The organism is Staphylococcus shinii (genome assembly GCF_017583065.1).
GTDB lineage: Bacteria > Bacillota > Bacilli > Staphylococcales > Staphylococcaceae > Staphylococcus > Staphylococcus shinii.
On record NZ_JAGEVL010000005.1, the window covers coordinates 207,968 to 232,219 of the forward strand.

General features: G+C 32.1%; 19 protein-coding genes and 1 pseudogene. 14 read left to right on the forward strand and 6 right to left on the reverse strand.

From position 1 onward, the window contains the following. The first annotated feature begins 32 nt into the window (after positions 1-32). Positions 33-602, forward strand: coding sequence for a DUF4064 domain-containing protein (locus J5E45_RS07500; protein WP_039069202.1), 570 nt, complete (start codon positions 33-35; stop codon positions 600-602). A gap of 121 nt (positions 603-723) precedes the next feature. Here J5E45_RS07500 and J5E45_RS07505 read toward each other — a convergent pair whose 3' ends face one another. Further along, complete coding sequence (locus tag J5E45_RS07505; RefSeq protein ID WP_039069204.1) at positions 724-1,794, reverse strand: acyltransferase family protein; 1,071 nt, start codon at positions 1,792-1,794, stop codon at positions 724-726. 336 nt (positions 1,795-2,130) lie between these two features. On the opposite strand from J5E45_RS07505, the gene pruA reads away from it, so the two are divergent. Further along, positions 2,131-3,675, forward strand: a complete 1,545-nt coding sequence (pruA, locus tag J5E45_RS07510) for an L-glutamate gamma-semialdehyde dehydrogenase (RefSeq protein WP_039069205.1) — start codon at positions 2,131-2,133, stop codon at positions 3,673-3,675. Between the two features lie 63 nt (positions 3,676-3,738). Here the strand turns inward: pruA and J5E45_RS07515 are convergent, their stop codons facing one another. Beyond that, positions 3,739-4,290: a TetR/AcrR family transcriptional regulator gene (locus tag J5E45_RS07515; RefSeq protein WP_039069207.1), complete on the reverse strand. Its 552-nt coding sequence runs from the start codon at positions 4,288-4,290 to the stop codon at positions 3,739-3,741. Between the two features lie 147 nt (positions 4,291-4,437). Here J5E45_RS07515 and J5E45_RS07520 point away from each other — a divergent pair. The 7 genes and pseudogenes from J5E45_RS07520 to J5E45_RS07550 all read left to right on the forward strand — a co-directional run. Beyond that, positions 4,438-6,579: pseudogene (locus J5E45_RS07520) on the forward strand (MMPL family transporter); the annotation flags it as partial. A gap of 330 nt (positions 6,580-6,909) precedes the next feature. Beyond that, positions 6,910-9,192: a transcriptional regulator AryK gene (gene aryK / locus J5E45_RS07525; RefSeq protein WP_208181965.1), complete on the forward strand. Its 2,283-nt coding sequence runs from the start codon at positions 6,910-6,912 to the stop codon at positions 9,190-9,192. Between the two features lie 340 nt (positions 9,193-9,532). After that, positions 9,533-10,927, forward strand: a complete 1,395-nt coding sequence (locus J5E45_RS07530) for an MFS transporter (RefSeq protein WP_107548928.1) — start codon at positions 9,533-9,535, stop codon at positions 10,925-10,927. 75 nt (positions 10,928-11,002) lie between these two features. Further along, positions 11,003-12,178, forward strand: coding sequence for a M20 family metallopeptidase (locus tag J5E45_RS07535; RefSeq protein WP_039069311.1), 1,176 nt, complete (start codon positions 11,003-11,005; stop codon positions 12,176-12,178). A 193-nt stretch (positions 12,179-12,371) separates the two neighbouring features. Continuing rightward, positions 12,372-12,836 (forward strand): hypothetical protein, encoded by a 465-nt coding sequence (locus J5E45_RS07540; RefSeq protein WP_039069310.1) that lies wholly within the window; start codon positions 12,372-12,374, stop codon positions 12,834-12,836. 50 nt (positions 12,837-12,886) lie between these two features. Then, positions 12,887-13,579 (forward strand): alpha/beta hydrolase, encoded by a 693-nt coding sequence (locus J5E45_RS07545; protein WP_069793142.1) that lies wholly within the window; start codon positions 12,887-12,889, stop codon positions 13,577-13,579. Positions 13,580-13,801: 222 nt separating this feature from the next. Next, positions 13,802-15,202, forward strand: coding sequence for an MFS transporter (locus J5E45_RS07550; RefSeq protein WP_039069308.1), 1,401 nt, complete (start codon positions 13,802-13,804; stop codon positions 15,200-15,202). A gap of 136 nt (positions 15,203-15,338) precedes the next feature. On the opposite strand, the gene J5E45_RS07555 is transcribed toward J5E45_RS07550, so the two are convergent. Beyond that, positions 15,339-15,614: a YrhK family protein gene (locus J5E45_RS07555; RefSeq protein WP_039069307.1), complete on the reverse strand. Its 276-nt coding sequence runs from the start codon at positions 15,612-15,614 to the stop codon at positions 15,339-15,341. 115 nt (positions 15,615-15,729) lie between these two features. Between J5E45_RS07555 and J5E45_RS07560 the strand changes: the two genes are divergently transcribed. Both J5E45_RS07560 and J5E45_RS07565 read left to right on the forward strand, forming a co-directional pair. Further along, positions 15,730-16,263, forward strand: coding sequence for a methylated-DNA--[protein]-cysteine S-methyltransferase (locus J5E45_RS07560; RefSeq protein WP_208182045.1), 534 nt, complete (start codon positions 15,730-15,732; stop codon positions 16,261-16,263). 138 nt (positions 16,264-16,401) lie between these two features. After that, a complete protein-coding gene (locus J5E45_RS07565; protein ID WP_069793141.1) occupies positions 16,402-17,970 on the forward strand; it encodes a BCCT family transporter in 1,569 nt (522 codons plus the stop codon). Positions 17,971-18,140: 170 nt separating this feature from the next. Here the strand turns inward: J5E45_RS07565 and J5E45_RS07570 are convergent, their stop codons facing one another. Beyond that, on the reverse strand, positions 18,141-18,710 hold the full coding sequence (locus tag J5E45_RS07570; RefSeq protein WP_081325023.1) for a LysE family translocator: 570 nt from the start codon (positions 18,708-18,710) through the stop codon (positions 18,141-18,143). Positions 18,711-18,802: 92 nt separating this feature from the next. Between J5E45_RS07570 and J5E45_RS07575 the strand changes: the two genes are divergently transcribed. Next, positions 18,803-19,675 carry a LysR family transcriptional regulator gene (locus J5E45_RS07575; protein ID WP_069793140.1) on the forward strand — a complete coding sequence of 291 codons (873 nt, stop codon included), beginning with the start codon at positions 18,803-18,805 and terminating at the stop codon, positions 19,673-19,675. Between the two features lie 465 nt (positions 19,676-20,140). Here the strand turns inward: J5E45_RS07575 and J5E45_RS07580 are convergent, their stop codons facing one another. Further along, the gene (locus J5E45_RS07580; RefSeq protein WP_237282846.1) at positions 20,141-20,242 is read right to left on the reverse strand and encodes a type I toxin-antitoxin system Fst family toxin; all 102 of its coding nucleotides are present in this window, start codon (positions 20,240-20,242) and stop codon (positions 20,141-20,143) included. 283 nt (positions 20,243-20,525) lie between these two features. Then, positions 20,526-21,695: a hydroxymethylglutaryl-CoA synthase gene (locus tag J5E45_RS07585; RefSeq protein ID WP_039069299.1), complete on the reverse strand. Its 1,170-nt coding sequence runs from the start codon at positions 21,693-21,695 to the stop codon at positions 20,526-20,528. A 103-nt stretch (positions 21,696-21,798) separates the two neighbouring features. On the opposite strand from J5E45_RS07585, the gene J5E45_RS07590 reads away from it, so the two are divergent. Further along, positions 21,799-22,953 carry a thiolase family protein gene (locus tag J5E45_RS07590; protein ID WP_069793139.1) on the forward strand — a complete coding sequence of 385 codons (1,155 nt, stop codon included), beginning with the start codon at positions 21,799-21,801 and terminating at the stop codon, positions 22,951-22,953. Further along, positions 22,953-24,236: a hydroxymethylglutaryl-CoA reductase, degradative gene (locus J5E45_RS07595; protein ID WP_069793138.1), complete on the forward strand. Its 1,284-nt coding sequence runs from the start codon at positions 22,953-22,955 to the stop codon at positions 24,234-24,236. The genes J5E45_RS07590 and J5E45_RS07595 overlap by 1 nt, the downstream gene beginning before the upstream one ends. The last annotated feature ends 16 nt before the right edge of the window (positions 24,237-24,252 follow it).

Here is a 24,252-nt window from a genome sequence, read left to right on the forward strand (position 1 = left end):
TTGAGTCATAATGATTTCTTGGGAGGATACATATGAAAAGAACTGGAGAAAAAGTGCTTGTATGGATTGGTATTATCTTGCAGTTTATACTAATATTTTTTATGGCAATTGTTACACCATTTTTGAATGATGCAAGTGTAAAAAACGAATTAGCAGATTCAATTTATAATAGCAATATGTATAATCAAGGCACATCACAATTGGACGCATTTAGTTTGGTAGATGTTGCTAGTCAGATATTTCTACTAGCTTTAATTATAGTGATTATATGCACGGTTTTGGCCATCGCATTTGCTTTATTCATTAATAAATTTCCAAAAGTTGTAGGTGTGTTCTTTATTCTTCTTGGTATTATTACCGTATTAACATTGAATTGGATTACTGCGGTCTTATGGTTAATTGCTGGAATTATGTTATTGGCTAGAAAACCAAAGCGTGTAGATAGTTTGTATGTGTCGCAAGAACGTAATGATTATAATAGAAACCAAAGTAATTATAATGGGACACTAAAAGCTAAAACAGATGATGCTCAACATGCACATAATAAAGAGCAAAAGGAATCGACACAGCTTAATCGTAGTGAGAGATATAAAAAATATTAAGGTTAATTATTGTGTATACTCAAGAAATTTTTAAACATAATTAAAATAAAAAATAGTGAGGCAGTAACGTATAGTTTCTGCCTCACTATTTTTTTATATACAATGAATAGAACTAGTAAAGTCAATTCATTTTGCCGTGTTTATAACTTTCATAAACACTATCGTATTTTATATTTCCAATACCACCGACAACTAATTTACCAAATTTGAATAGATTAAATAAATAAGCTAAGCATATAGAAATGACTAAAGTGATAATAAAGTTAAACGCAATATTACGTATTGAACTATCAACTCTTAGTAATCCTAAATCATGTACAAAGAAATAATGGGTTAAATAAATACAAAACGAATAGTTACTTATATATAGTACAAATTTAGGTACATATTTTATATAAGAAGAGAATAAGAAAAAGACTAAGATGACCATAGTGACATAGAATGGAATATCAAAGCGTTTCGATTCCACCCAGGTACTAATGCCTAGCAGATAATTACCGATTAAAATAGATAAGGCAATTATGAATCCTATAATAATAGGCCAAGTGAAACGTTTAATATTTTTCATGAATGCTTCATAATAAATACCCGTATAAAAACCAAGTAAAAAATAACTAATCCATCCTAAAAATAGCATCCAACCTTCTCTTTCCCAAAATAAGCCTAAAAGATCATTCTCCGATTGTGGCACGTATTGGCGAAATGCCCAATAAACCGTAGCGAATATTATAGAACCAATAATCATTGGAATAGGCTTGCATTTAATTAGATACTTAGCAAAAAGAATATGCAATATGTAGAATTGGAAGATAATGACAATGAAATAGGTGACTGCACCACCATGAAACATAGTATCTCCAACATTATGCATAAATTGAGTTAATGTTTTTGGTTCGAAATAAAAATATGAAATACCAAGGTTAATTAAGATATAAGGAATACCGAGATAGATTAACTTATTCTTTAAAAATCCCGGTTTTGTTTTAACGTGATAGTTTTTAGCTAATAAAAATTCTGAAATAAATACGAATAATGGTGTACTAAACATAAGGAGTAACTGAAATACTCTAATAGTTGTACCATGACCAACAAAATCCATTTTGCTAAATGTTGTTGTAATCGAATGAATAAGAACAATACTTAAACAAGCTATCGTACGCATCCAAAATATCACAGATGTATATGTTTTCATTATAGCTTACCTCTCGATTGTTCTGTTTAATTTAAAAATAAATATATATGATTATTTTGCGAATTATCATACTAACATATTAATATTAGTATAAATGTAAAGTTTAAGTTACAAATTATTAAATTTATATAATATATATTTGTAGAAGTAATGATAAACATAACTGAATAAAATTTCAAATATCAATGTAATGGAAGAAATGAGTTCAATACCATTTATTTTAATAAAAAATGTTGTAAGCGATTGCAATTATTGTTTGATATCTATACAATAGCAATAAGAATGGAAACATTTCCATTTAGTTTTCTATTTACAAACTTACATGGGGGTAGAAAAATGGTAGTCAATTATCACAACGAACCAGGCATTGATTTTACAGATAGTAAAAATGTCGAGTCATTCAAAAAAGCTTTAGAAAAAGTTAAAGGTGAATTAAAACAAAAAATCCCTTTAGTTATTAATGGGGAAGAGAAGTTCACAAAAGATACGTATCAGTCTATCAATCCTGCTAATACTACTGAAGTTATTGCAGAAGTTTCGAAGGCAACGCAAAAAGATGTAGATGATGCATTTAATGCAGCTAATGAAGCTTATAAATCTTGGAAGAGATGGTCTCACAAAGACCGTGCAGAATTTTTAATCAGAGTTGCAGCGATTATTAGACGTCGTAAAGAAGAAATCTCAGCTGTTATGGTTTATGAAGCAGGTAAGCCATGGGATGAGGCTGTTGGTGATGCTGCAGAAGGTATTGACTTCATTGAATACTATGCAAGATCAATGATGGAGCTTGCAGATGGTAAACCAGTATTAGATAGAGAAGGGGAACATAATAAATATTTCTACAAACCTATCGGTACAGGTGTAACAATCCCACCATGGAACTTCCCATTCGCAATCATGGCTGGAACAACATTAGCACCCGTAGTTGCTGGTAACACAGTCCTTTTAAAACCTGCTGAAGATACGCCATTAACTGCTTATAAATTAATGGAAATTTTAGAAGAAGCGGGACTACCTAAAGGCGTTGTTAACTTTGTTCCAGGCGATCCAAAAGAAATCGGTGATTATCTTGTAGATAGCGTACACACACACTTTGTAACATTTACAGGTTCTCGTGCTACAGGTACAAGGATCTTTGAAAGAGCCGCAAAAGTGCAAGAGGGCCAACAATTCTTAAAACGCGTTATTGCTGAAATGGGTGGTAAAGATGCGATTGTTGTTGATAAAAACATCGATACAGATTTAGCTGCAGAGTCTATTGTAACTTCTGCATTCGGCTTTTCAGGTCAAAAATGTTCGGCATGTTCTCGTGCTATTGTACACAAAGATGTATATGATGAAGTGTTAGAAAAAGCAGTAGCTTTAACTAAGAACTTAACGTTAGGTAACACTGAAAACAACACATACATGGGTCCTGTTATTAATCAAAAACAATTTGATAAAATCAAGAACTATATTGAAATTGGCAGTAAAGAAGGTAAGTTAGAACAAGGTGGCGGCACAGATGATTCTACTGGTTACTTCATTGAACCAACAATTATTTCTGGCCTTAAATCAAGCGACCAAATTATGCAAGAAGAGATTTTTGGTCCGGTTGTAGGGTTTGTTAAAGGTAAAGACTTTGAAGAATTATTAGAAATTGCTAATGATACTGATTATGGTTTAACTGGTGCAGTGATTACAAATAATCGCGAAAACTGGATTGAAGCTGTAGAGTCTTATGATGTAGGTAACTTATACCTTAATCGTGGTTGTACTGCAGCAGTTGTAGGCTACCATCCATTTGGTGGTTTCAAAATGTCAGGTACAGATGCTAAAACAGGTAGCCCAGACTACTTATTAAACTTCTTAGAGCAAAAAGTTGTTTCAGAAATGTTCTAAAATAAATGATTAAAAAGAGTGAGTATATGCAATCAATCTTGATTGCATATACCGCTCTTTTTTTTATTCATCTATGACTTGGATATTAATTAATTTTCTGAAATACTTGTCTAGTTCGGCAGGTGGCAGTTCGATACAATGTTCTCTCATCCACTCTGTAAATCCAAATAGACTTGCACCATAAACATAAAATATAAGTTCGGCAGGAATATCAGAATCAACTGAAATACGGTGCTCATTTTCTTTAATATCATTCTGTAATACACTGATGAAATGATTAGATATCGTACGTTCAAATTCTTTGTCATGTTCTTGTTTGTCTTTAATACGCTGTAATTCAATTACATCACTAGTTCTATCTATCACTGTAAATGGTGCATTGATACGTTCTTTTAAATCGATTGAAAAATAATCTTTTGTTACGTATTTAATTAAATAAATTAAAAGATCATATTTATCATAAAAATGCTTATAAAATGTCGTTCGATGAACTAATGCTTTTTCACATATTTGATTAACTGTAATTGTTGAGAAAGTTTGTTTTTCAAGTAATTCGTAGAAACTTTGTGAGAGAGCACGTTTAGTTTTAATAACACGTAAATCTTTTGCGTTCAATATACATTTCTCCTTATTTGTAGTTTAAATATACAAATTGTAATAATTAATTCTTTTAATAAAAGGGTAAAGCATTTAGTATGTGGATAGAAATAATCTACAGTATATATTTAAACTATAACGTTGATTAATTTAGGAGGCAATAGTTTGGCAAAGTTTTTATATAGAGTAGGATCGTTTGTGGCTAAGCATAAATGGTGGAGTGTTGTTGCGTGGGTAGTTTTACTTGCGGCTATTATTATTCCCCTTACAATAAGTGCGCCGAAGTTTGATAATGACATTACTATGAATGGCTTACAATCACTCGATACTAACAAAAAAATAGAAGATGAATTTGGTCAAGATAGTGAAAAAGCTCAAATAAGAGTTGTATTAAAAAGCGATGCGAAAGAAGGTATCGTTAAGCCTGATGTGACAAAAGACATCAAAAAAGCTTTGAAAGATATCAAAGATGACGATAAAGATATCAAAAATGTTTCCGATCCATATGATAGTAAACAGATTAGTAAAGATAAAACGACTGCATTTGCAGATGTAAATTATGATGTTAAAACAACATCACTAAAATCAAGTTCTAAAGATAATATTAAAGAAAAAGTAGATGACATTAAAGACGACCATAATGTACAGGTTGAATTAATGGGTACAGGTATGGAATCTACTGAAATTGGTGGCGCTTCTGAGATAATAGGTGTGGTTGTAGCATTTGTTGTACTATTAATTACATTCGGTTCAGTTGTTGCTGCAGGGTTACCAATCGTCAGTGCATTACTTGGCTTAGGCACAGGTGTAGGTATTATTTCATTACTTACATATGCATTTGATATCCCTAATGTCACTTTGACTTTAGCGGTTATGATTGGCTTAGCAGTTGGAATAGATTATGCATTATTTATATTATTTAGATACAGACAGATAATGAAGACAGAAACGAACCATATTAAAGCAATTGGACTAGCAGTAGGTACTGCAGGTAGCGCAGTGATATTTGCTGGTGTCACAGTAATTATCGCAGTATGTGGTCTATCTCTTGTGGGAATCGATTTCTTAGCTGTTATGGGATATGCTTCTGCGATTAGTGTATTTGTAGCTGTGGTGAGTGCTCTTACTTTATTACCAGCCTTAATTAGTATTTTCCGTAAACAAATTAAACCAAAAAGAACAAAATCAGAGTTTAAAAACGATGTCGATACTGGATGGTCAAAATTTGTTGTAGGAAAACCATTATTAGCTATATTGATTGGTTTGATTATTTTAATATTAGTTGCAATACCAGTTAAAGACATGCGCTTAGGTATCCCCGATGATGGTATGAAGACTGCAGATTCGACGCAGAAAAAAGCATATGATATTATCTCGGATAAATTTGGCGAAGGATTTAATGGTCAAATTGCAATGTTAGTTAATGTTAAAGATCAAAAAGATAACCCGCAAGCTTTACAGAAAGATTTGAAAGCGATGCATCAAGACATTAATGATATGGATAACGTTGATGTAGTTACAGAACCACAACTAAGTGAGAGTAAAGACTATGCAATGATAGCAGTTATACCTGAAAAAGGACCGAACGCAGAATCAACAAACACATTGGTTCATGATCTAAGAGACTATAATGATAAAGCTAAAGATGAATATGACTTCAAGACAGAAGTTTCTGGACAAAGTGTTATCAATATAGATATGTCTCAAAAATTAAATGAGGCTATTCCATTGTTTGCTGGTGTAATTGTAGCGTTAGCCTTCATTTTATTAATGGTTGTATTCCGTTCGATTATTATACCTTTAAAAGCAGTACTTGGCTTTGTATTATCCTTAATGGCAGCACTTGGATTTACAACAGTAGTTATGCAAGAAGGCGTTATGTCTGGATTATTTGGTGTCGATACTACTGGACCATTACTTGCATTTTTACCGGTTATAACTATAGGGCTATTGTTTGGCTTGGCAATGGACTATGAAGTATTCTTAATGTCACGTATTCATGAAGAATATACGGTTACACGTGATAATGAACACGCCATAAAAGTAGGTATTAAAGAGAGTGGGCCAGTGATTGTTGCTGCTGCATTAATCATGTTTAGTGTATTTATTGCCTTCGTCTTTCAAGATGATGTAATGATTAAATCAATGGGATTAGCGCTTGCATTTGGCGTACTCTTTGATGCAATCATCGTACGTTTAATATTAGTACCAGCATTAACTAAACTATTTGGTAAAGCATCATGGTATATGCCTGCATGGTTAAATAAAATTTTACCAAGTGTCGATATAGAAGGACATGGATTAAAAGATAATATAGATAAAACAGATAAAAAGTAAATACTTGTTAATGAGCAAATACTAAGATTAGCCATGAAGAAATCTATGACAATAGAATTTTTCATGGCTATTTTTTATAATTTTAGAGAAAAATAATACATACGGATTATTGGGTTTTAAAGGCGCTACTATTAAATATATTTCACACTTAGTTAGCATTGCTAGGATGGAATGACAAAATTAATTTGAATCAATTAGTTTTCTGTTCTACTACCTTTTTGTCAAAAAAAGAACAAATTTTAGAAGTTATAGATTATTGGGGATATTTCTTTAAAATAAGAAACTATAAAGAGGTGAATTATGGAAACTTTTTATAGTATAGAGTTGATGGAACAGAATAACGATTATACACAAGTTAATCAAGGGTTACGGCTTGGATTGATACTGAGTGACAAAATGACAATTTGGAAATTTAATGAATCTTATGAGTTCAATGAAGGTGATGTATTTATTATTAATCATCAAGAACCATATAGATATAGCAAAGGCAAAGAAGCGTTATGTATTGTTATTCATTTACCGGAAAGTTATTTGAAACAGTACTTAACTGATTTTAGCGATAAACTATACATGTTAGATAAAGCACATTTACAAGATGCCATATACAAACAAATTGTTAATCTTATAGCGAAAATTGGGATTGTTTATATCAGAAAAGGTGAATTTTATCGTTTATACATTGAACAACAATTGATAGAGTTAATGTTTATAATTGCACGTTTTTTACCTACAAAAAGAAATGAGATTTATAGAGAAAGCATAGAGGATAATCGTGTGGCATTTGTATGTAATTATATAGAAAATAATTATTGTAATAGTCTTACGCTCAATGAAGTAGCTGATAAGGTACATCTTAGTACTGCTTATTTATCTAAAGTATTCACACGACAAGTTGGTTTGGGATTTAGCCAATATATAACTCATATTAGACTGAAACATTGTAAGAAAGATTTAGTTATGACAGATGAGTCAATTACACAAATTGCTGTGAAACATGGATTCAGTAATTCGAACACCTTATTAAAACATTTTAAAGCACATGTGAAATTAACGCCGTCTCAATTTAGAGAAAAATATAAAAATATAGAAGCAATAGAAACTACTAATAGAGAACAAAAAGAAATTATTTATCAAAAATATTTACATTATTTATCATTATATATTATCCAAACAGATGATATGTTATTACAGTCACCTGAAGCTCAAAAGATAATAGATATTAGACTCCAAGAAACAAGCCAAATACTTTCATCTTACGATCATGTCATTCAAATAGGAAACTTAGAAGTATTACTCATAAAAAGGTTTAGAAAACAATTACGTGAAGTTAAAAATACTATTGGCATAAATCATATATTAATAAGGGATCCAATTAAAGAAGGATTTGTAGAGCATAAATGGATTGAAAGTGATGAAGAAATACCCAATATACATCCATATATGAAGTTAGATGAATGCTTGGATTTTCTAATTGAACACCAAATAGGTTTAGGAATAGAAATAAATCCACCTAAGACAAGAGTGAACTTTAAAGGTTATTATCAAGAAATGACTTATTTATTAGAACATATGTATAACATATTAATTGATAGAAAATCACTTGATTTAGTAGTTTACATTAGTACTATTGATGAACAGATATTTCAGTCTCTTGTGAAATTGTTTAAAAATTATTTTCCCCATGTCAAAATAGTGATGAATATAGACAACGGTTCAGAAAAACATGTGAGAGCAGCTAAGTATATTTTAGACTATCATCGAAAAGAGATTGATAATATCGGTTTTAGTGCAAATCAAAATGACATGATTAATTTTAAATCAATTGATAATAATCAATATAACCAATCCAAAAAATATATCATATTAAAATTGAAGCAAATTAAGCAGTGGTTAGGTTTAAAAGACCATAGTACCCCATTTACTTTGTTAAAATGGAACACATTGACAGGGAATACAAATTACACAAATGGTGCCTATTTTCGTGCAGGTATTATTTTTGAACAGTTGATAGAGATGAACAGAGATATTTGTATGATTGGGTATTGGTTGAATTTTGAGATACATCAACAATACTGTCAGAAAGAAACCGTTGCTCAGTTGCATGGTATCGATTTATATCACCAATTTGGTAGCAAGCGTCCAGCCTTTTTTACAAGTGCATTATTTGCGAAACTTTCTGAACATATTTTATATAAAAATGAAAACTGTATGGTTACAGGCGATTTTAATCATTTTCAAGTTATTGTATGGAATGCAGAACATTATAATCCTTATTTCACGATAAATGACCCCTCAAATGATATAAATTATAAAGAATATCAGTTTAATATTACGAACGCTTTGCCTGGTATGTATAAAATTAAACATTACACATTAGATCAGAATCACGGTGCGCTATATAAAGTTTGGCAACAATATAACACACGCTACGGCATGGACAAAGAAACGATTGATTATGTAAATCGCGTGACTTATCCAAAATTAAATATTAGCGAAATTAAAGTTACAAATACAATTAACTATCATTTGAAAATACTAACCAATGCTATACAAATTATTGAATTCAGAAAGTATTTTGAATGAAGAAGCTTAAAAGCTAACCGAGGGTGAGATAACTTCAACAATCCTAGGTTAGCTTTTTTGGTGAATAATGATTACACATAATATGGTTATTGAAAAGTTTTGTGAAAATGACAAAAAAGAGTGTTCGATTTTTGTCATTATTAAAAAGAAACACAAAGTTATTATAAAAAGAATATAAGAATAGCAAATATCCTATATTAAGAAAAAAACGAGAGCGCTAAAATCTTTTTTGAGAGAGGATAGCAAGTATCATTGATAGAAGATGTTTTGTAAACATCTCACAATTGAGCTTATCTTCCCTGTTTGTCATTTGTAAATTTAAAAATAGGAGGAACATAAAATGACTCAAAAGGGAAATGCGCAAACATATAAAGGTGACAATAAACTAATTTTAGGAATCGTGTTAGGTGTTGTAACTTTTTGGTTATTTGCACAATCTTTATTAAATGTTGTACCTACGTTGCAACAATCATTTCATAGTAATATCGGAACAATCAGTATAGCAGTGAGCATTACGGCGTTATTTTCTGGTATGTTTGTTGTTGGGGCTGGCAGCCTAGCTGATAAAGTAGGTCGTGTAAAGATAACTTATATTGGTTTATGGTTAAGTATTATAGGATCATTATTAATCATAGTTAGTAACTTACCAATATTATTAATTGTAGGTAGAGTTATACAAGGACTCTCAGCAGCTGCTATCATGCCTTCGACATTAGCAATTATGAAAGCCTACTTTGACGGTAAAGATAGACAACGTGCATTGAGTTATTGGTCAATCGGTTCGTGGGGAGGTTCAGGTTTAGCATCATTGTTTGGTGGAATGGTCTCAACATTTATTGGTTGGCGTTGGATTTTTATTTTATCCATACTTATTGCTTTATTATCAATGTATTTAATCAAAGGAACGCCTGAAACGAAATCACCAGTAACTAATAATAAACACTTTGATTATACCGGTTTAATTTTATTTGTAATTATGATGTTAAGTATTAATATTGTCATTACGCAAAGTGGTACGTTGGGATTATTCTCACCAATAATTTTAGGGCTTAGTATCGCTTTTATACTGTCAACGATAATTTTTTTGAAAGTTGAAAATAAAATAGGCAATCCATTAATTGACTTTAAGCTATTTAACAATAAGGCATACACAGGTGCAACACTATCTAATTTCTTATTGAACGGTGTGGCGGGTGCTTTACTAGTTGCTAATACGTTTGTACAACAAGGGTTAGGATTTAGTGCGTTTCAAACAGGTTTACTATCAATAACATATTTAGTAACCGTATTATTGATGATACGTGTTGGAGAAAAAGTATTACAAAAAGTGGGCGCAAAAAAACCAATGGTCTTAGGAACTTCTTTTAATATGATTGGTATTATTTTAATTTCACTAACTTTTTTACCGAGTATGATTTATGTAGTTGTCTGTATTTTTGGCTATTTACTATATGGTTTAGGGTTAGGATTTTATGCTACGCCTTCAACGGATATGGCTATTTCTAATTCACCAGAAGATAAAGTTGGTGTAGCTTCGGGTATATACAAAATGGCATCATCATTAGGTGGCGCGTTCGGTATTGCTTTATCAGGAGCATTATATGGTATTGTAGCTAATTTGACTAATGTACAAATTGGTGCGTTAGCAGGCTTATGGCTAAACGTTATTATGGCTTTGTTATCATTATTTATTATTATGATTATGGTACCAAAGACAAAACGGGTTAGAAAATAAATTTCAATAGGGTTGGCAAATATTTTGAAAAGAAAAAGTGTATAATGTAATTATCATGTTATAGGGGGAACTATTATGGTGAAAGAATTAATAGATTTATTGAAAGATAAAGAAGAACGAATGATTGAAATTCGTCGATTTCTACATCAGTATCCTGAGTTATCGTTTCATGAAGAGCAAACTCCAAAATATATCGAAGAGTTTTATAAAAACAAAGATTGTGATGTAGAAACCAACATAGGACCTAATGGGTTAAAAGTGACAATTGATAGTGGGAAACCAGGTAAGACAATCGCTATACGTGCCGATTTTGATGCGTTGCCAATTCAAGAAGACACTGGATTATCATTTGCTTCAAAGAATAAAGGTGTAATGCATGCATGTGGCCACGATGCTCATACCGCTTACATGTTAATCCTTGCAGAAACATTAATAGAATTAAAAGAAAAATTCAATGGCAAAGTAGTAGTTATTCATCAACCTGCGGAAGAAGTACCACCAGGTGGGGCACAAGCAATGATTAAAGATGGCGTGTTAGATGGTGTAGATCATGTGTTAGGTGTTCATGTTATGAGTCATATGCCTACTGGAACGATTTTTTATCGTGAAGGTAACGTGCAAACTGGCAGAGACTTCTTTAAACTTACAGTAAAAGGACAAGGTGGTCATGGTTCATCGCCACATACAGCAAATGATGCTATTGTTGCTGGTGCGTATTTTGTGAATGCTGCTCAAACAATTGTATCAAGAAGACTAAATCCATTTGAAACAGGGGTCGTAACGATTGGTTCATTTGATGGTAAGGGCCAATTTAATGTCATCAAAGACAGTATCGTTATTGAAGGAGATGTTCGAGCACTTACAGATGATACAAAACGTACCATTAAAAACGAAGTTACACGCTTATCTGATGGCTTAGAATCTATGTTTGGTGTAACTTGTGAGTTAGAATATCATGACGATTACCCTGCCCTATACAATGATCAAGCATTCACGCGTTTTGTTGTAGATTCAATTGAAAATGCAGAAACAGACGCAATTAAAAAAGTAGAAAGATGTGAACCACAACCACCGTCTGAAGATTTCGCATATTACGCTAAAGTGCTACCAAGTACGTTCATATATGCAGGTGCAGCACCTGAAAATGGTGAGATTCACCCACACCATCATCCTAAATTCACAATTAGTGAAAAAGCAATGCGTGTTTCTGCAGAAGCGGTAGGTATTACTGTATTAAATTATCTAAAATAAACTAATAATTAAGACACCTTATTATAAAGTGACGAGCGTATACTTTATAACGTAAAGGTGTCTTAAATTATGTTGTTATAATGATGACTAAACTGTCCTTTAAATACATGCCGCTAACATTGTCATAAAAGTTTATAAGTTAACTATTAAGTGTATATATATAAGGACAATAAAAAGATGAAGGATGATTATGATGAATGGCGATAAAAAGATAAGCGAATTACTAGATAGTTATAAAAAACCATTAAAAAAACTTTTTAAATATGATAAATCAAAAGCTTTAACATTTGATAAAGAAAGTAGAAGTAAAGTTGAAAATGAAAAAGGCATTTTTGTAATATTTAATAATAAGAAGCCTATATTTGTTGGGCAAGCTGGTGGATTTATGACGGGATACAAGTTGACACAAAAAGATTTGAACGATAAATTAGGCCAATTTAATTTGAAATCTGATGCAGGCACAACGAAATTTAGAAAGGCATTTAGCGCGCAACAAAATCTAGATGAAACAGAACAACAAAATATTAAAGCAGAAACTTATAATTTAAAATTTCAATATATTAAAGTAAAAGAGAACCCAGCGATGATTAACATACTAGAACTACTTGCTATGGAATACGCAAAGGATAATGAGATTGAACTATATAACTTCTTATAAATTAGAATAGATTATTGTCGATTTTAATGCTTAAAGTGAGGTGGTTTGAAATGAATTTAAGCACATTAAGTTTTCATTTTCAGCAACATGAGATAAAAATAAAGTTGCCTAAAAACTATTTTAAGACTGAAGGGAAGTCTTATCCACTAGTTATAGTACAAGATGGCGACTATTTATTTAAAAATATAGAAAAAGAAGTAATATTTGCTGGAATTGTTCCTAAAGACAGAAAGCAAGACTACACACCTTGGTATGCCAATGTAAATGATATTGAGTATAGTGGTAAGGCAGACAATTATTTAACTTGGATAGCCAGTGAATTATTACCATATTTAAAAAAGTGCTTTAGCATTTCTGAAGAATATAAGGATATAGCTATCGCAGGCGCATCATTTGGTGGCCTAGTATCGTTGTATGCATTATTAACAGAGCAAGACGTTTTTGGTACCTTTATATTGATATCACCATCAATATGGTACCCTGGTTTTCTAAAGTTTATGAAAAATAATGAAATTCTTAAACAGCCATGCCATGTGTACTGGTATGTAGGTGAATTAGAAGGGAAGCAAAATAAACATTTAAATAGAAATATGGTCTCGCAAACAGAACAAGGCGTTGATATTTTAAATGAACTTTTAATCTCTGAACAATCGGTGTTTCACTTTGTAACCAATAGAAAAGGTATACACCGTAAAAATTACTTTAAAAAATACTTTAAACACGCAATTAAGAAATTATTTTGACTAAATGAAAAAGTTTTTCACCTATATTATCTGAAAATTCTTTAAATTAATGTGAATTCGATACTTTTAAGTTAGAAAAATGATAACATTCATAGTGTAAGTATTTATAAAAAAGATGAACGTCTACTAATAGTGTAATGAAACACTGAAAAAGTATTGTATGATGTTTTGAATTTTTATAAATATTAATTGAATTTATATTTGAATATAGGGGATGCTTTTATGACAGAAAACACTAAAAATTTTTCGGGAAGTAAATTATTGACTGCCATTGTATTATCTATATTAACTTATTGGCTGTTTGCGCAGTCTTTTTTAAATATAGGACCAAAGATACAATCAACATTTAGCACTAGTCCAGATATAGTTAATATTTCAATTAGCTTAACATCATTTGTTACTGGTGTATTTATGGTTGTAGCTGGTAATTTTTCAGATAAACTTGGTAAGGTGAAAATGACTAGAATCGCATTGATACTTAGTATTATAGGTTCGCTTATGTTGATTATTTCTGGAAACGTTGTTTTGTTACTTATGGGGAGAGTGGTGCAAGGACTTTCAGCCGCTATTATAATGCCGGCCACAATTTCAATAGTAAATGAATTTTTTGAAGGTGATGAAAGACAAAAAGCGTTAAGTTATTGGTCGATTGGCGCATTTGGCGGTACTGGTTTATCTTCTTTTTTTGCAGGTGCAATGGCAACATTTATATCATGGCAATCGATTTTTGTATTATCTATTATTTTATCTCTTTTGGCGTTATTCTTGTTGAACAATTTACCCGAAAGTAAATTAGTTAAATCAGCGTCTAATCAATTTGATTATATAGGGCTTACTATATTTGTTATTATGATTGCAAGTATTAGTTTTGTTATTACACAAGGCTATAAAATCGGGTGGTTAAGTTCGCCTACCTTAATATTAAGTGTACTATTTTTTATTTGTATTTTTGTATTTTATAAATTCGAAAAGTCTAAACGCACACCTTTTATTGATTTAGAATTGTTTAAAAACAGACCATATATTGGTGCAGTATTAGCTAACTTTTTATTGAATACTGGTGTAGGTGTTATTGCATTGTTTAACATGTATGCCCAAGGTGGATTGAAGTTGAGTGCCTTTCAAGCTGGTATGCTCACTTTACCTTATTTAATTACATTATTACTTGTCGTTCGATTAGGTGAAAAAAGTATTAAGCGTTTTGGAGCAAAACGTGCGATGGTTATTGGTCCGATATTTACAGCTCTGGGTATATTACTGTTTAGTTTTACTTTCTTTGATAAACCTTTATATATAATTGTAGCGTTAATTGGAGCTGTATGTTTTGGTGGAGGAACTGGCCTGTTTGCAACGCCAGCTTTAAGTACGGCAGTATCTACTACACCAGCTGAAAAAGTAGGCGTCGCATCAGGTATTTTTAAAATGGGATCTACACTAGGTGGTGCATTTGGCATCGCAATTATGACATCTATTTTTACAGGTATAATACAAAGCGGGCGTAGCGTAGAAACAGCAGGAAGCATAGGTTTTATCGTAGGCACATGTTTAGTTATTTGTGGCGTGTTAGCGAGTGCGCTAATTATTCCAACTAGAAAGATTAAAACTAGATTGAAAACAAACTAATATATTAATTAGTATGGACGAAAATCCTACATATCAGTATTTTAATAATTAACATGGTAAAGAGTTTTTAGATTAAGATATTTATAATTAAGAGGAGTGGAGTAGAAAGTCAAAGACTTGGTTTCTCCGCTCCTCTTTATCTTAATTTATGCTTGAAAGCTAAATGTAAATCGTGGGTAAATGCAATCAAAGGTCTAATAGTCATTTGAATACTTCCGATAACAAATAAAATAGTACCAGTTGTTACGGTCGAACTGCTGAAAAATAAAAAGCTGCCACATAAAAATACTAAACCTAAGATAATATCATTTAATTGGTAGAGCGCTTTATAAATTAATGTAATACGCTCGGATCGTGGGTTTTTATGAAAATTTAGATCTATACTTTTGTTTTGTTGTTTGAAGTGACTCACATAGTACCTCCTAGAGTTAATGTGTATATGAATTGTACATACCCCAAAGTATTTACATCAAACAAATAAAGTTTTATGATTATAGAAAATTAAAAGGGTGGAAAAGAGGGATATTATTTATTATAAAACAACTTATCAATCACCGATTGGACGCATTACCTTAACCTCTGACGGAGAAAGTATTACAGGTTTATGGTTACCAAAAAATCAAGACATTGAAGCACATTACGATGATAAGTTAATTGAGCAAGAGCAACCAGTATTTGAACAAGCAATACGTTGGTTAGATAGCTATTTCTCAGGAAATAAACCGGAAATAGATTTTCCTTTGAAGGCTAGAGGGACTTCCTTTAGAGAAACAGTTTGGAAAATACTGTTAGAAATACCGTATGGAAAAACGGTAACTTATAGTGACATTGCTCGGAAAGTTGCGCTAGAAAGAGGTAAAGCGAAAATGTCTTCGCAAGCTGTAGGGGGAGCTGTTGGAAGTAATCCAATTTCTATTATCATCCCATGTCATAGAGTCGTGGGTAAAGATGGTAGTTTAACAGGTTATGGTGGTGGCATTGACACTAAAATTGAATTATTAAAATTAGAAAAATTAGATATGACCCAGTTTTACAGACCTAAAAACAGTACCAAACCTTGAGTTTAGTACTGTTTTTTTGCATTTCCGAAAAGTAAAATATGTATTAATTAATATACTAAATTTTATGGAAAGTTGATAACTATCTTCAGTATGTTATTCTATACAACATGAAAATAAATTATTTAGGTGGTGCAAGTTTTGGGGGATGGCAAAAAGCAATTTTCGAGTGTATTTATTTTTTCGGCAACAATTGTGGGTTTATTAGTACTAATTGGTGCAATTTTCCCAGCGCAATTTGGAGAAATAACAGGCTACATATCGACATGGGTAACAAAAACATTTGGCTGGTATTACATGTTACTTTACACAGTGATTTTAGGTTTTTGCGTATTTTTAGTATTCAGTCCAATTGGAAAGTTAAAATTAGGCAAGCCGTCTGATAAACCAGAGTTTCATACGGTATCGTGGTTAGCAATGTTATTTAGTGCAGGTATGGGGATTGGGCTTGTATTCTATGGGTCTTCGGAACCTATATCACACTATTTAGCCCCACCTACTGCTGATGCAGAAACGAAAGCAGCAATGTCAGAAGCATTTAAATCAGCATTCCTTGATTATGGATTTCATCCATGGGCTGTATATGGTGTAGTGGCATTAGGATTAGCGTACTCGCAATTCCGTAAAGGTGAAAATGGCTTGATTTCTAGAACATTAAGACCTGTACTAGGTGATAGAGTAGACGGTCCAGTTGGTGTCATAGTAGATGTATTAAGTGTATTTGCAACAATTATTGGTGTGGCAGTATCACTTGGTGTCGGTGCCATTCAAATTAACGGTGGTTTGAATTACTTATTTGGTGTTCCTAACAACGCGCTTATTCAAGGCATAATTATTGCAGTGGTTACCGTCTTATTTTTATATAGTGCTTGGAGTGGTTTGAGTAAAGGGATTCAATATTTAAGTAATTTAAATATGATTTTAGCAGGTTTATTATTGGTCGTTATTTTTATAGTGGGCCCTACGATGTTAATTGTTAATATGATGACAAGTGGTACTGGGGACTATTTAAATACATTAATCTTTAATAGTTTAGATGTAGCGCCGCTGAATGAACAAAAAGCTGAATGGCTACAAAGTTGGACAATCTACTATTGGGGATGGTGGATGAGCTGGAGTCCATTTGTAGGTATTTTCATAGCTAGGATTTCAAAAGGACGTAGTATACGTGAATTTGTTATCGCAGTATTAGGTGTACCTGTAGTGATTAGTATTATATGGTTTAGTGCTTTTGGTGCTACAGGTATAGATATAGGGCAAACACATAGTGAAATTTTCAAAATGCCCCCTGAGACGCAACTATTTGGTATATTTAATGAACTACCATTTGGCTTTATATTATCAATTATAGCATTGGCATTGATTTCTTCATTCTTTATTACTTCAGCGGATTCAGCAACATTTGTATTAGGAATGCAAACAGCTTATGGTACATTAAATCCTTCAGGTTTCGTCAAAATTATATGGGGGTTAGCATTAGCTGCGATTGCTTATGTATTATTACTTGCTGGTGGAGATACGGGATTAGATGCTTTGCAATCAGCAGCAATCATCTCCGCGTTACCGTTTAGTTTTGTTGTGATATTAATGATGATTTCATTATATAAAGATGGTAACGAGGAAAGAAAACAACTAGGTTTGTCATTAAAACCAAACGAAAAGCAATTTGAATTTTATAAAAAACAAGTAGAAGAAAATGATAAGAAATAAATTATAAAAATAATTAGGTGTTTTAATCATTGGGGCGTTTTAAACTAATCCAATGGTTAGACACTTTTTTAATATGCATAGATAGATATAATAGAAAACAACTTACATGTAGTATTGTAAGTTGTTTTTAATTTACCTAATAAAGTTATACCGTGTTATTATTATCTTCTTTATAAAAATATGTTTAAAGCTGAATACAAAAGCAACAATGACATAATTACTTTAAATATATAATTGTGTCTATTAAGAAATTCTTTTAGATAATTCCCTAAAATGCCCCAAATTAGTAAACAAGCCCAACCTATAATAACTGTTATAGCCATGTATATGTATACTGTTATTTTCATATTAGAGATTGGTAATATAAAAGCTCCTAATAAAGTAACGAAAAATAGTAAAGATTTCATATTTAAAATTTGAAGTAAAAACCCTGATTTGAATGATAAATATGTTTCATTATTTATACTGGTTTTAGTGGAAGCGTATGTTTTACATGCTAAATATATCAAGTATAAAAAACCGAAAATCTTTAAAAACATTTCGATTTTCATAATTAATTCTTCTAGTGTAAATAAAAAAATTATAGAAATTATGGCTAAAAATAAAAAACCTGCTAATACGCCACATATAAATTTCTTTGCCCCAGATAATCCATATTCTTTAGAAGAATTTAAAATAAATAGGTTACTCGGCCCGGGAGTAATTGAAGTTACAAAAACATAAATCAAAAATCCTGTCATATTAATCACCTCATTAAAATTTTAATGTGATAATGTCTATAAGTAAAATTAATGTTATTGTTAATACATTAATAATATTAATAGGTGATGTAATGAATATTAAGCAATTGAAAATTTTAAAAGCACTCATAGATACAGGGAGTTACACAAAAACAGCAAAATTATTAAATTATACACAGTCCAACATCTCACAACAAATTCGCCAATTGGAAATAGAATTAAAGAACGAATTATTTTTACACTCAAATAAGCAACTGATTCAAACAAAATTTTTACTTCAAATTATGCCTTTAGTAAATGACTATATTTCTACACATGATCAAATATTGAACGTTTCTAAAAATGAAAATAATAATAAAAAACTAAAAATTGCTGCTCCTGAATCTTTAGTTACAACTGGTTTAAGTGATGCTATAAAGCACTTTTTAGAAAAGTACCCAGATACTGATATTGATTTATATAACAACTCTTGTAATTATAATCAAACTTTATTAATGAATGGAGAAGTAGATATAGCTTTTGTTATTAACAAAGAAATACAAAATAAATATATAAATAAACATATACTAAGTCCTGAAGAAATAGTCGTGGTAGCGCATAAAGATGCTCCTAATTCACTCGAAGAGCTATTAAATAATAAGCGATATAACCATTTTGTTATTAATGAAAAAGATAGTACTTATCGTAAGATGTTTGAAGAATTTGTAGATGTAAATAATCTAAAAATAGAGAAAAAAACAGAGTTATGGAGCATAAACACTATAAAAACTTTCATTTTAGATAATATGGGGTTCAGTGTCTTACCCTTAAAAACTGTTAGAGAGGAAATAAGAGAAAATAATTTGAAAATCATTGAAACATGTAGTGATTTACCTGTGTTTTATTCTTTTGCTTTAACAAAAAAGAAAGAATGGGAATTTAATTTAGCCAATTTATTTTTGAAAGAAATCAAAAGTTTCTTATAAAAATATAGGTTTATATACTTATCTCTCTTAAGTTATAAGCGAAGCTATTTCAGCACATTACGCTAAATGCATCATTACCATAGTATATATATATCTGTTTTTGTGAATAATTCGAAAAATGTCCCACGTACTATTGGTATATGATTTGATATTCATTGCTGAATTCAATTGTTTGTTAATTGTAATGGTTTCTCTTTTGCCAGTGTTTAAATATTGTTCGTAACTTTATTAAATAAATTATTATAACTATGTTCTGCCCTGATTAGTTCTCTGTTTTTTTAGCATTTTGAAAATTTTATGAAAATTAGTATACATCGGCATTTCTCTTTATTATATTTCAAAATTCTTCTTATTTTGCATCCCTACCCACTATGATGCTATAATACGTGTAACGAAAATAAGTATTCACTTATACACCAATCCCCTCACTATTGCGAGTAGTGAGGGGATTTTTGTTGGTGTGGCTTAATGTCGCCTATTTTTATTGCATTTATTTAGCCAATAAGTAAAATATGCAAAAGCACAGCCACTGATGACTGGCGCTATGATGTGAATGAAAATAATCATCACTTTATACGCCTTCTCTACGTCAAATTGACGCATGAGAGATAGGCGACTCCATTACTATACCACCTGTGAATGTAAAAGCAGATTCACTTTTAATACTTTGAATGATATCAGTTTAAGAGCAACATAATGTACCTTACTTTAATAAAAGTTGAATTCGACACTATGATTATCTATGTATTTATTTTATACAGATATAACAAATGATTAAGGCTAGGACAAATAAAATTTTGCCCCAGCCTCACATTAAATTATAAAGAGATAAGAATAAGTGATTTAAAACTTAATTTAAGGTATTATAATTACGGATATGATCGTTAATGCTTTCAAGATAGAAAATTGCATTTTCTTCATTTTCTAGCTCAGTTTCGTGATCAAATTCTAAATTATCAAAACGGTTGAAGAAAGTTTCATATGTTTCAACTGAAATTTCTGTACGGTTGTTTAGTAAATCTTTATGTCCTTGGATATCAAGTGCATCTTGGTAACCTTCAACAACTTTACCACTAAAGAATTCGCCAACAGACCCAGAACCATAACTGAATAAACCAATTGTATCATTTGCAGCTAAATCATGTGTTTCTAATAATGAGATTAAGCTCAAGTATAGAGAACCTGTATAGATGTTACCTACATAACGATTATAATAAGTAGCTGCATCATAACCAGAAGTTAGACGCGTTTTAGTTTCTTCATCTACGTCATCTGTTAAAATTGAATCAAGTGCTTTTTTGCCCATTTTAGTAAATGGTACATGGAAGCATAAAGAACTGAAATCAGCTAGTGATTTATTGTAACGACGTGCATATTCTTGCCAACTTTCTTGGAATGAACGAATATACGCATCTTTTGATAACGCCCCATCTACAAGTGGATAAGGTTGGCCGCTTGGACGCCAAAAATCATATACGTCTTCAGTGAAAGCAACTGCGTCGTCATTTAGTTCAAGAATACGTGGGTTTTGTGATATCATCATAGCGACTGCGCCTGCACCTTGTGTAGGTTCGCCACCAGAATTCAAACCATAACGTGCAGTATCACTTGCAATGACCAGCACTTTTTCATCTGGGCGTTGCGCTAAATAGTCTTTAGCTAATTGGATAGCTGGTGTTGCAGCATAGCAAGCTTCTTTCATTTCAATACAACGTGCAAAAGGTTGAATACCTAACAAATTATGTATTTGCACTGCTGAAGCTTTTGCTGAATCTATCGCAGATTCAGTTGCAACAATAACCATACTGATTTGTTTTTTATCTTCTTCTGTAACGATGGCTTTTGCAGCATTAGCACCCATCGACACAATATCCTGACTCATCGGACTTACTGACATCTCAGTTTGGCCAATGCCTAATAAAAACTTGTTTGGATCCACTTGACGTGATTCGGCAAGTTTAGCCATATCTACATAAAATCTTGGAACATAAAAATTAATTTGATCAATACCAACTGTCATAAAGCGTATCGACACCTTTCTATATATAAATAAGCAACTGTATCATACCAAATCAAACGCATAAAATACAATTATTTGAAAAGAGTTATAAAGGAGACTAATTATGAATAAAGTAGCAATTGTAAGTGCAAAACGTACACCAATAGGAAGATTCAGAGGGAAATTAAGCAATTACTCAGCAGTTGAGCTTGGAACAAAGACATTAGAAGCTGCGATGAAGACAATACATATAGATCCACAGAAAGTGGAACAAGTTATCTATGGTAATGTATTACAAAGCGGCAGTGGTCAAAATCCTGCTCGTCAAATAGCAATTCATTCTGGTGTGCCAAATACAGCTCCAGCTATGACAATCAATGAAGTATGTGGCTCTGGTTTGAAGTCTATTATTTTAGGAAAGCAATTAATCCAATTAGGTGAAGCTAAAGTAGTAGCTGTAGGTGGCGTAGAAAGCATGACAAACGCACCTAAGTTAGTGCTTAATGAAGATGAATCCCCTGTAGATAGTTTTATGCACGATGGTCTTACTGACGCATTTTTAAACGTACCTATGGGCATTACAGCCGAAAAAATTGCTGAAAAGTACAACGTATCACGTGAAGCACAGGACTATTTTGCTAACGAATCTCAACAAAAAGCACAACAAGCAACAGAAGCAGGTAAATTTAATAATGAAATCGTTCCGTTAGAAGATATAAATGGGGAAATGATGACTACGGATGAAGGTATTCGCGGAAATAGTAGCGTTGAGAAATTAAGTACATTAAAAACAATATTTAAAGAAGATGGCACAGTAACAGGTGGTAATGCGTCTAGTATTAACGATGGTGCATCAACTATCATTTTAATGGATGCTGAATATGCGAAGCAAGAAGGCTATGAAATTTTAGCTATAGTAGGAGAGCATGCCGAAATTGGTTGTGATCCTGAGTATATGGGTTATGCACCATATCATGCAGTGACAAGATTATTAGATAAGACAGATAAAGTCATTGATGACTTTGATGTAGTAGAAATGACAGAAGCTTTCGCATCGCAAAGTATTCCTGTGAGAGATAATTTAGGTATATCTGAAGATAAGTTGAATCTATATGGCGGTGCGATTGCGTTAGGCCATCCTATTGGTGCCAGTGGTACGCGCTTAGTTACAACTTTAGTTAATATTTTAGCTCAAGAAGAGAAACAATCAGGCATAGCAACTGCTTGTATCGGTGGCGGTTTAGGAATTGCAATTCAAATTGAAAAGGAGAATAACTAATGGAACCATTAGGTAAGACATTTCGTCATTTGTCCAGAACAGAAAAGTTAGAGGAATTAGTAATTAAAGGATGGTTATCTGAAGAAAATAAAAATGTGTTACTCAATAACCCTTTAATTTCAGAAGAGATTGCGAATAGTCTTATAGAAAACGTCATTGGACAAGGCACATTACCTGTAGGTTTATTACCTGAAATCAAAGTAGACGATAAATCATATGTTGTGCCAATGATGGTCGAAGAACCTTCAGTAGTTGCAGCAGCAAGTTATGGCGCAAAGCTTGTAAATCAAACTGGAGGCTTTAAAGTTGTTTCTAGTGAGCGTTTAATGATTGGGCAAATTGTATTTGATGGTGTGTTAGATACTGCAGTTTTAGAACACCGTCTTCAACAACTTGAACCACAAATGAAACGTATTGCGGATGAAGTGTATCCTTCAATAATTGAGCGTGGCGGTGGTTTTCGTAAAATTGAAATAGATACATTCCCTGAGGAAGGCTTATTGTCATTAAAAGTCTACGTAGATACTAAAGATGCAATGGGTGCAAATATGTTAAATACCATCTTAGAAGGTATAACAGCTTATTTAAAAAATGAATTAGAACATGTTGATATATTGATGAGCATTTTATCTAATCATGCAACTGCATCTGTCGTTAAAGTACAAGGAGAGATTACAGTTGATGCATTGTCAAAAGGTGGTCGTGATGGTCAAGATGTAGCCAAAAGAATGGAGCGTGCATCTGTATTGGCTCAAGTTGATATTCACCGTGCAGCCACACATAATAAAGGTGTGATGAATGGTATTCACGCTGTCGTGTTGGCGACAGGTAATGATACTCGTGGGGCTGAAGCCACAGCACATGCATATGCAAGTAAAGATGGTCAATATCGTGGCCTAGCTACGTGGCATTATAATGAAGAAAAACAAGTGCTTGTAGGTACAATTGAAGTGCCTATGACATTGGCTACTGTAGGTGGTGGCACTAAAGTATTGCCAATCGCAAAAGCGTCTTTAGAATTAATGAAGGCTGATTCTGCGCAAGAATTAGGTCATGTTGTAGCTGCCGTGGGATTAGCACAAAATTTTGCGGCATGTCGAGCATTGGTTTCTGAAGGTATTCAACAAGGTCATATGAGTTTACAATATAAATCTTTAGCAATTGTAGTAGGTGCGCAAGGTGAAGAAATTGCTCAAGTAGCAGAACGCTTAAAAACACAAGATCGTGCAAATACAGCCGTTGCACAACAGTTGTTAGAAGAATTAAGATTCAAAAAACAATAATATAAACTAACCCCTA

Excerpts from the sequence above, each read along its gene's own strand:
- J5E45_RS07500 (WP_039069202.1), top strand. The coding sequence starts at position 33 with ATGAAAAGAACTGGAGAAAAAGTGCTTGTATGGATTGGTATTATCTTG.
- J5E45_RS07505 (WP_039069204.1), bottom strand. The coding sequence starts at position 1,794 with ATGAAAACATATACATCTGTGATATTTTGGATGCGTACGATAGCTTGT.
- pruA (WP_039069205.1), top strand. The coding sequence starts at position 2,131 with ATGGTAGTCAATTATCACAACGAACCAGGCATTGATTTTACAGATAGT.
- aryK (WP_208181965.1), top strand. The coding sequence starts at position 6,910 with ATGGAAACTTTTTATAGTATAGAGTTGATGGAACAGAATAACGATTAT.
- J5E45_RS07530 (WP_107548928.1), top strand. The coding sequence starts at position 9,533 with ATGACTCAAAAGGGAAATGCGCAAACATATAAAGGTGACAATAAACTA.
- J5E45_RS07535 (WP_039069311.1), top strand. The coding sequence starts at position 11,003 with ATGGTGAAAGAATTAATAGATTTATTGAAAGATAAAGAAGAACGAATG.
- J5E45_RS07540 (WP_039069310.1), top strand. The coding sequence starts at position 12,372 with ATGAATGGCGATAAAAAGATAAGCGAATTACTAGATAGTTATAAAAAA.
- J5E45_RS07545 (WP_069793142.1), top strand. The coding sequence starts at position 12,887 with ATGAATTTAAGCACATTAAGTTTTCATTTTCAGCAACATGAGATAAAA.
- J5E45_RS07550 (WP_039069308.1), top strand. The coding sequence starts at position 13,802 with ATGACAGAAAACACTAAAAATTTTTCGGGAAGTAAATTATTGACTGCC.
- J5E45_RS07570 (WP_081325023.1), bottom strand. The coding sequence starts at position 18,710 with ATGACAGGATTTTTGATTTATGTTTTTGTAACTTCAATTACTCCCGGG.
- J5E45_RS07575 (WP_069793140.1), top strand. The coding sequence starts at position 18,803 with ATGAATATTAAGCAATTGAAAATTTTAAAAGCACTCATAGATACAGGG.
- J5E45_RS07580 (WP_237282846.1), bottom strand. The coding sequence starts at position 20,242 with ATGATTATTTTCATTCACATCATAGCGCCAGTCATCAGTGGCTGTGCT.
- J5E45_RS07585 (WP_039069299.1), bottom strand. The coding sequence starts at position 21,695 with ATGACAGTTGGTATTGATCAAATTAATTTTTATGTTCCAAGATTTTAT.
- J5E45_RS07590 (WP_069793139.1), top strand. The coding sequence starts at position 21,799 with ATGAATAAAGTAGCAATTGTAAGTGCAAAACGTACACCAATAGGAAGA.
- J5E45_RS07595 (WP_069793138.1), top strand. The coding sequence starts at position 22,953 with ATGGAACCATTAGGTAAGACATTTCGTCATTTGTCCAGAACAGAAAAG.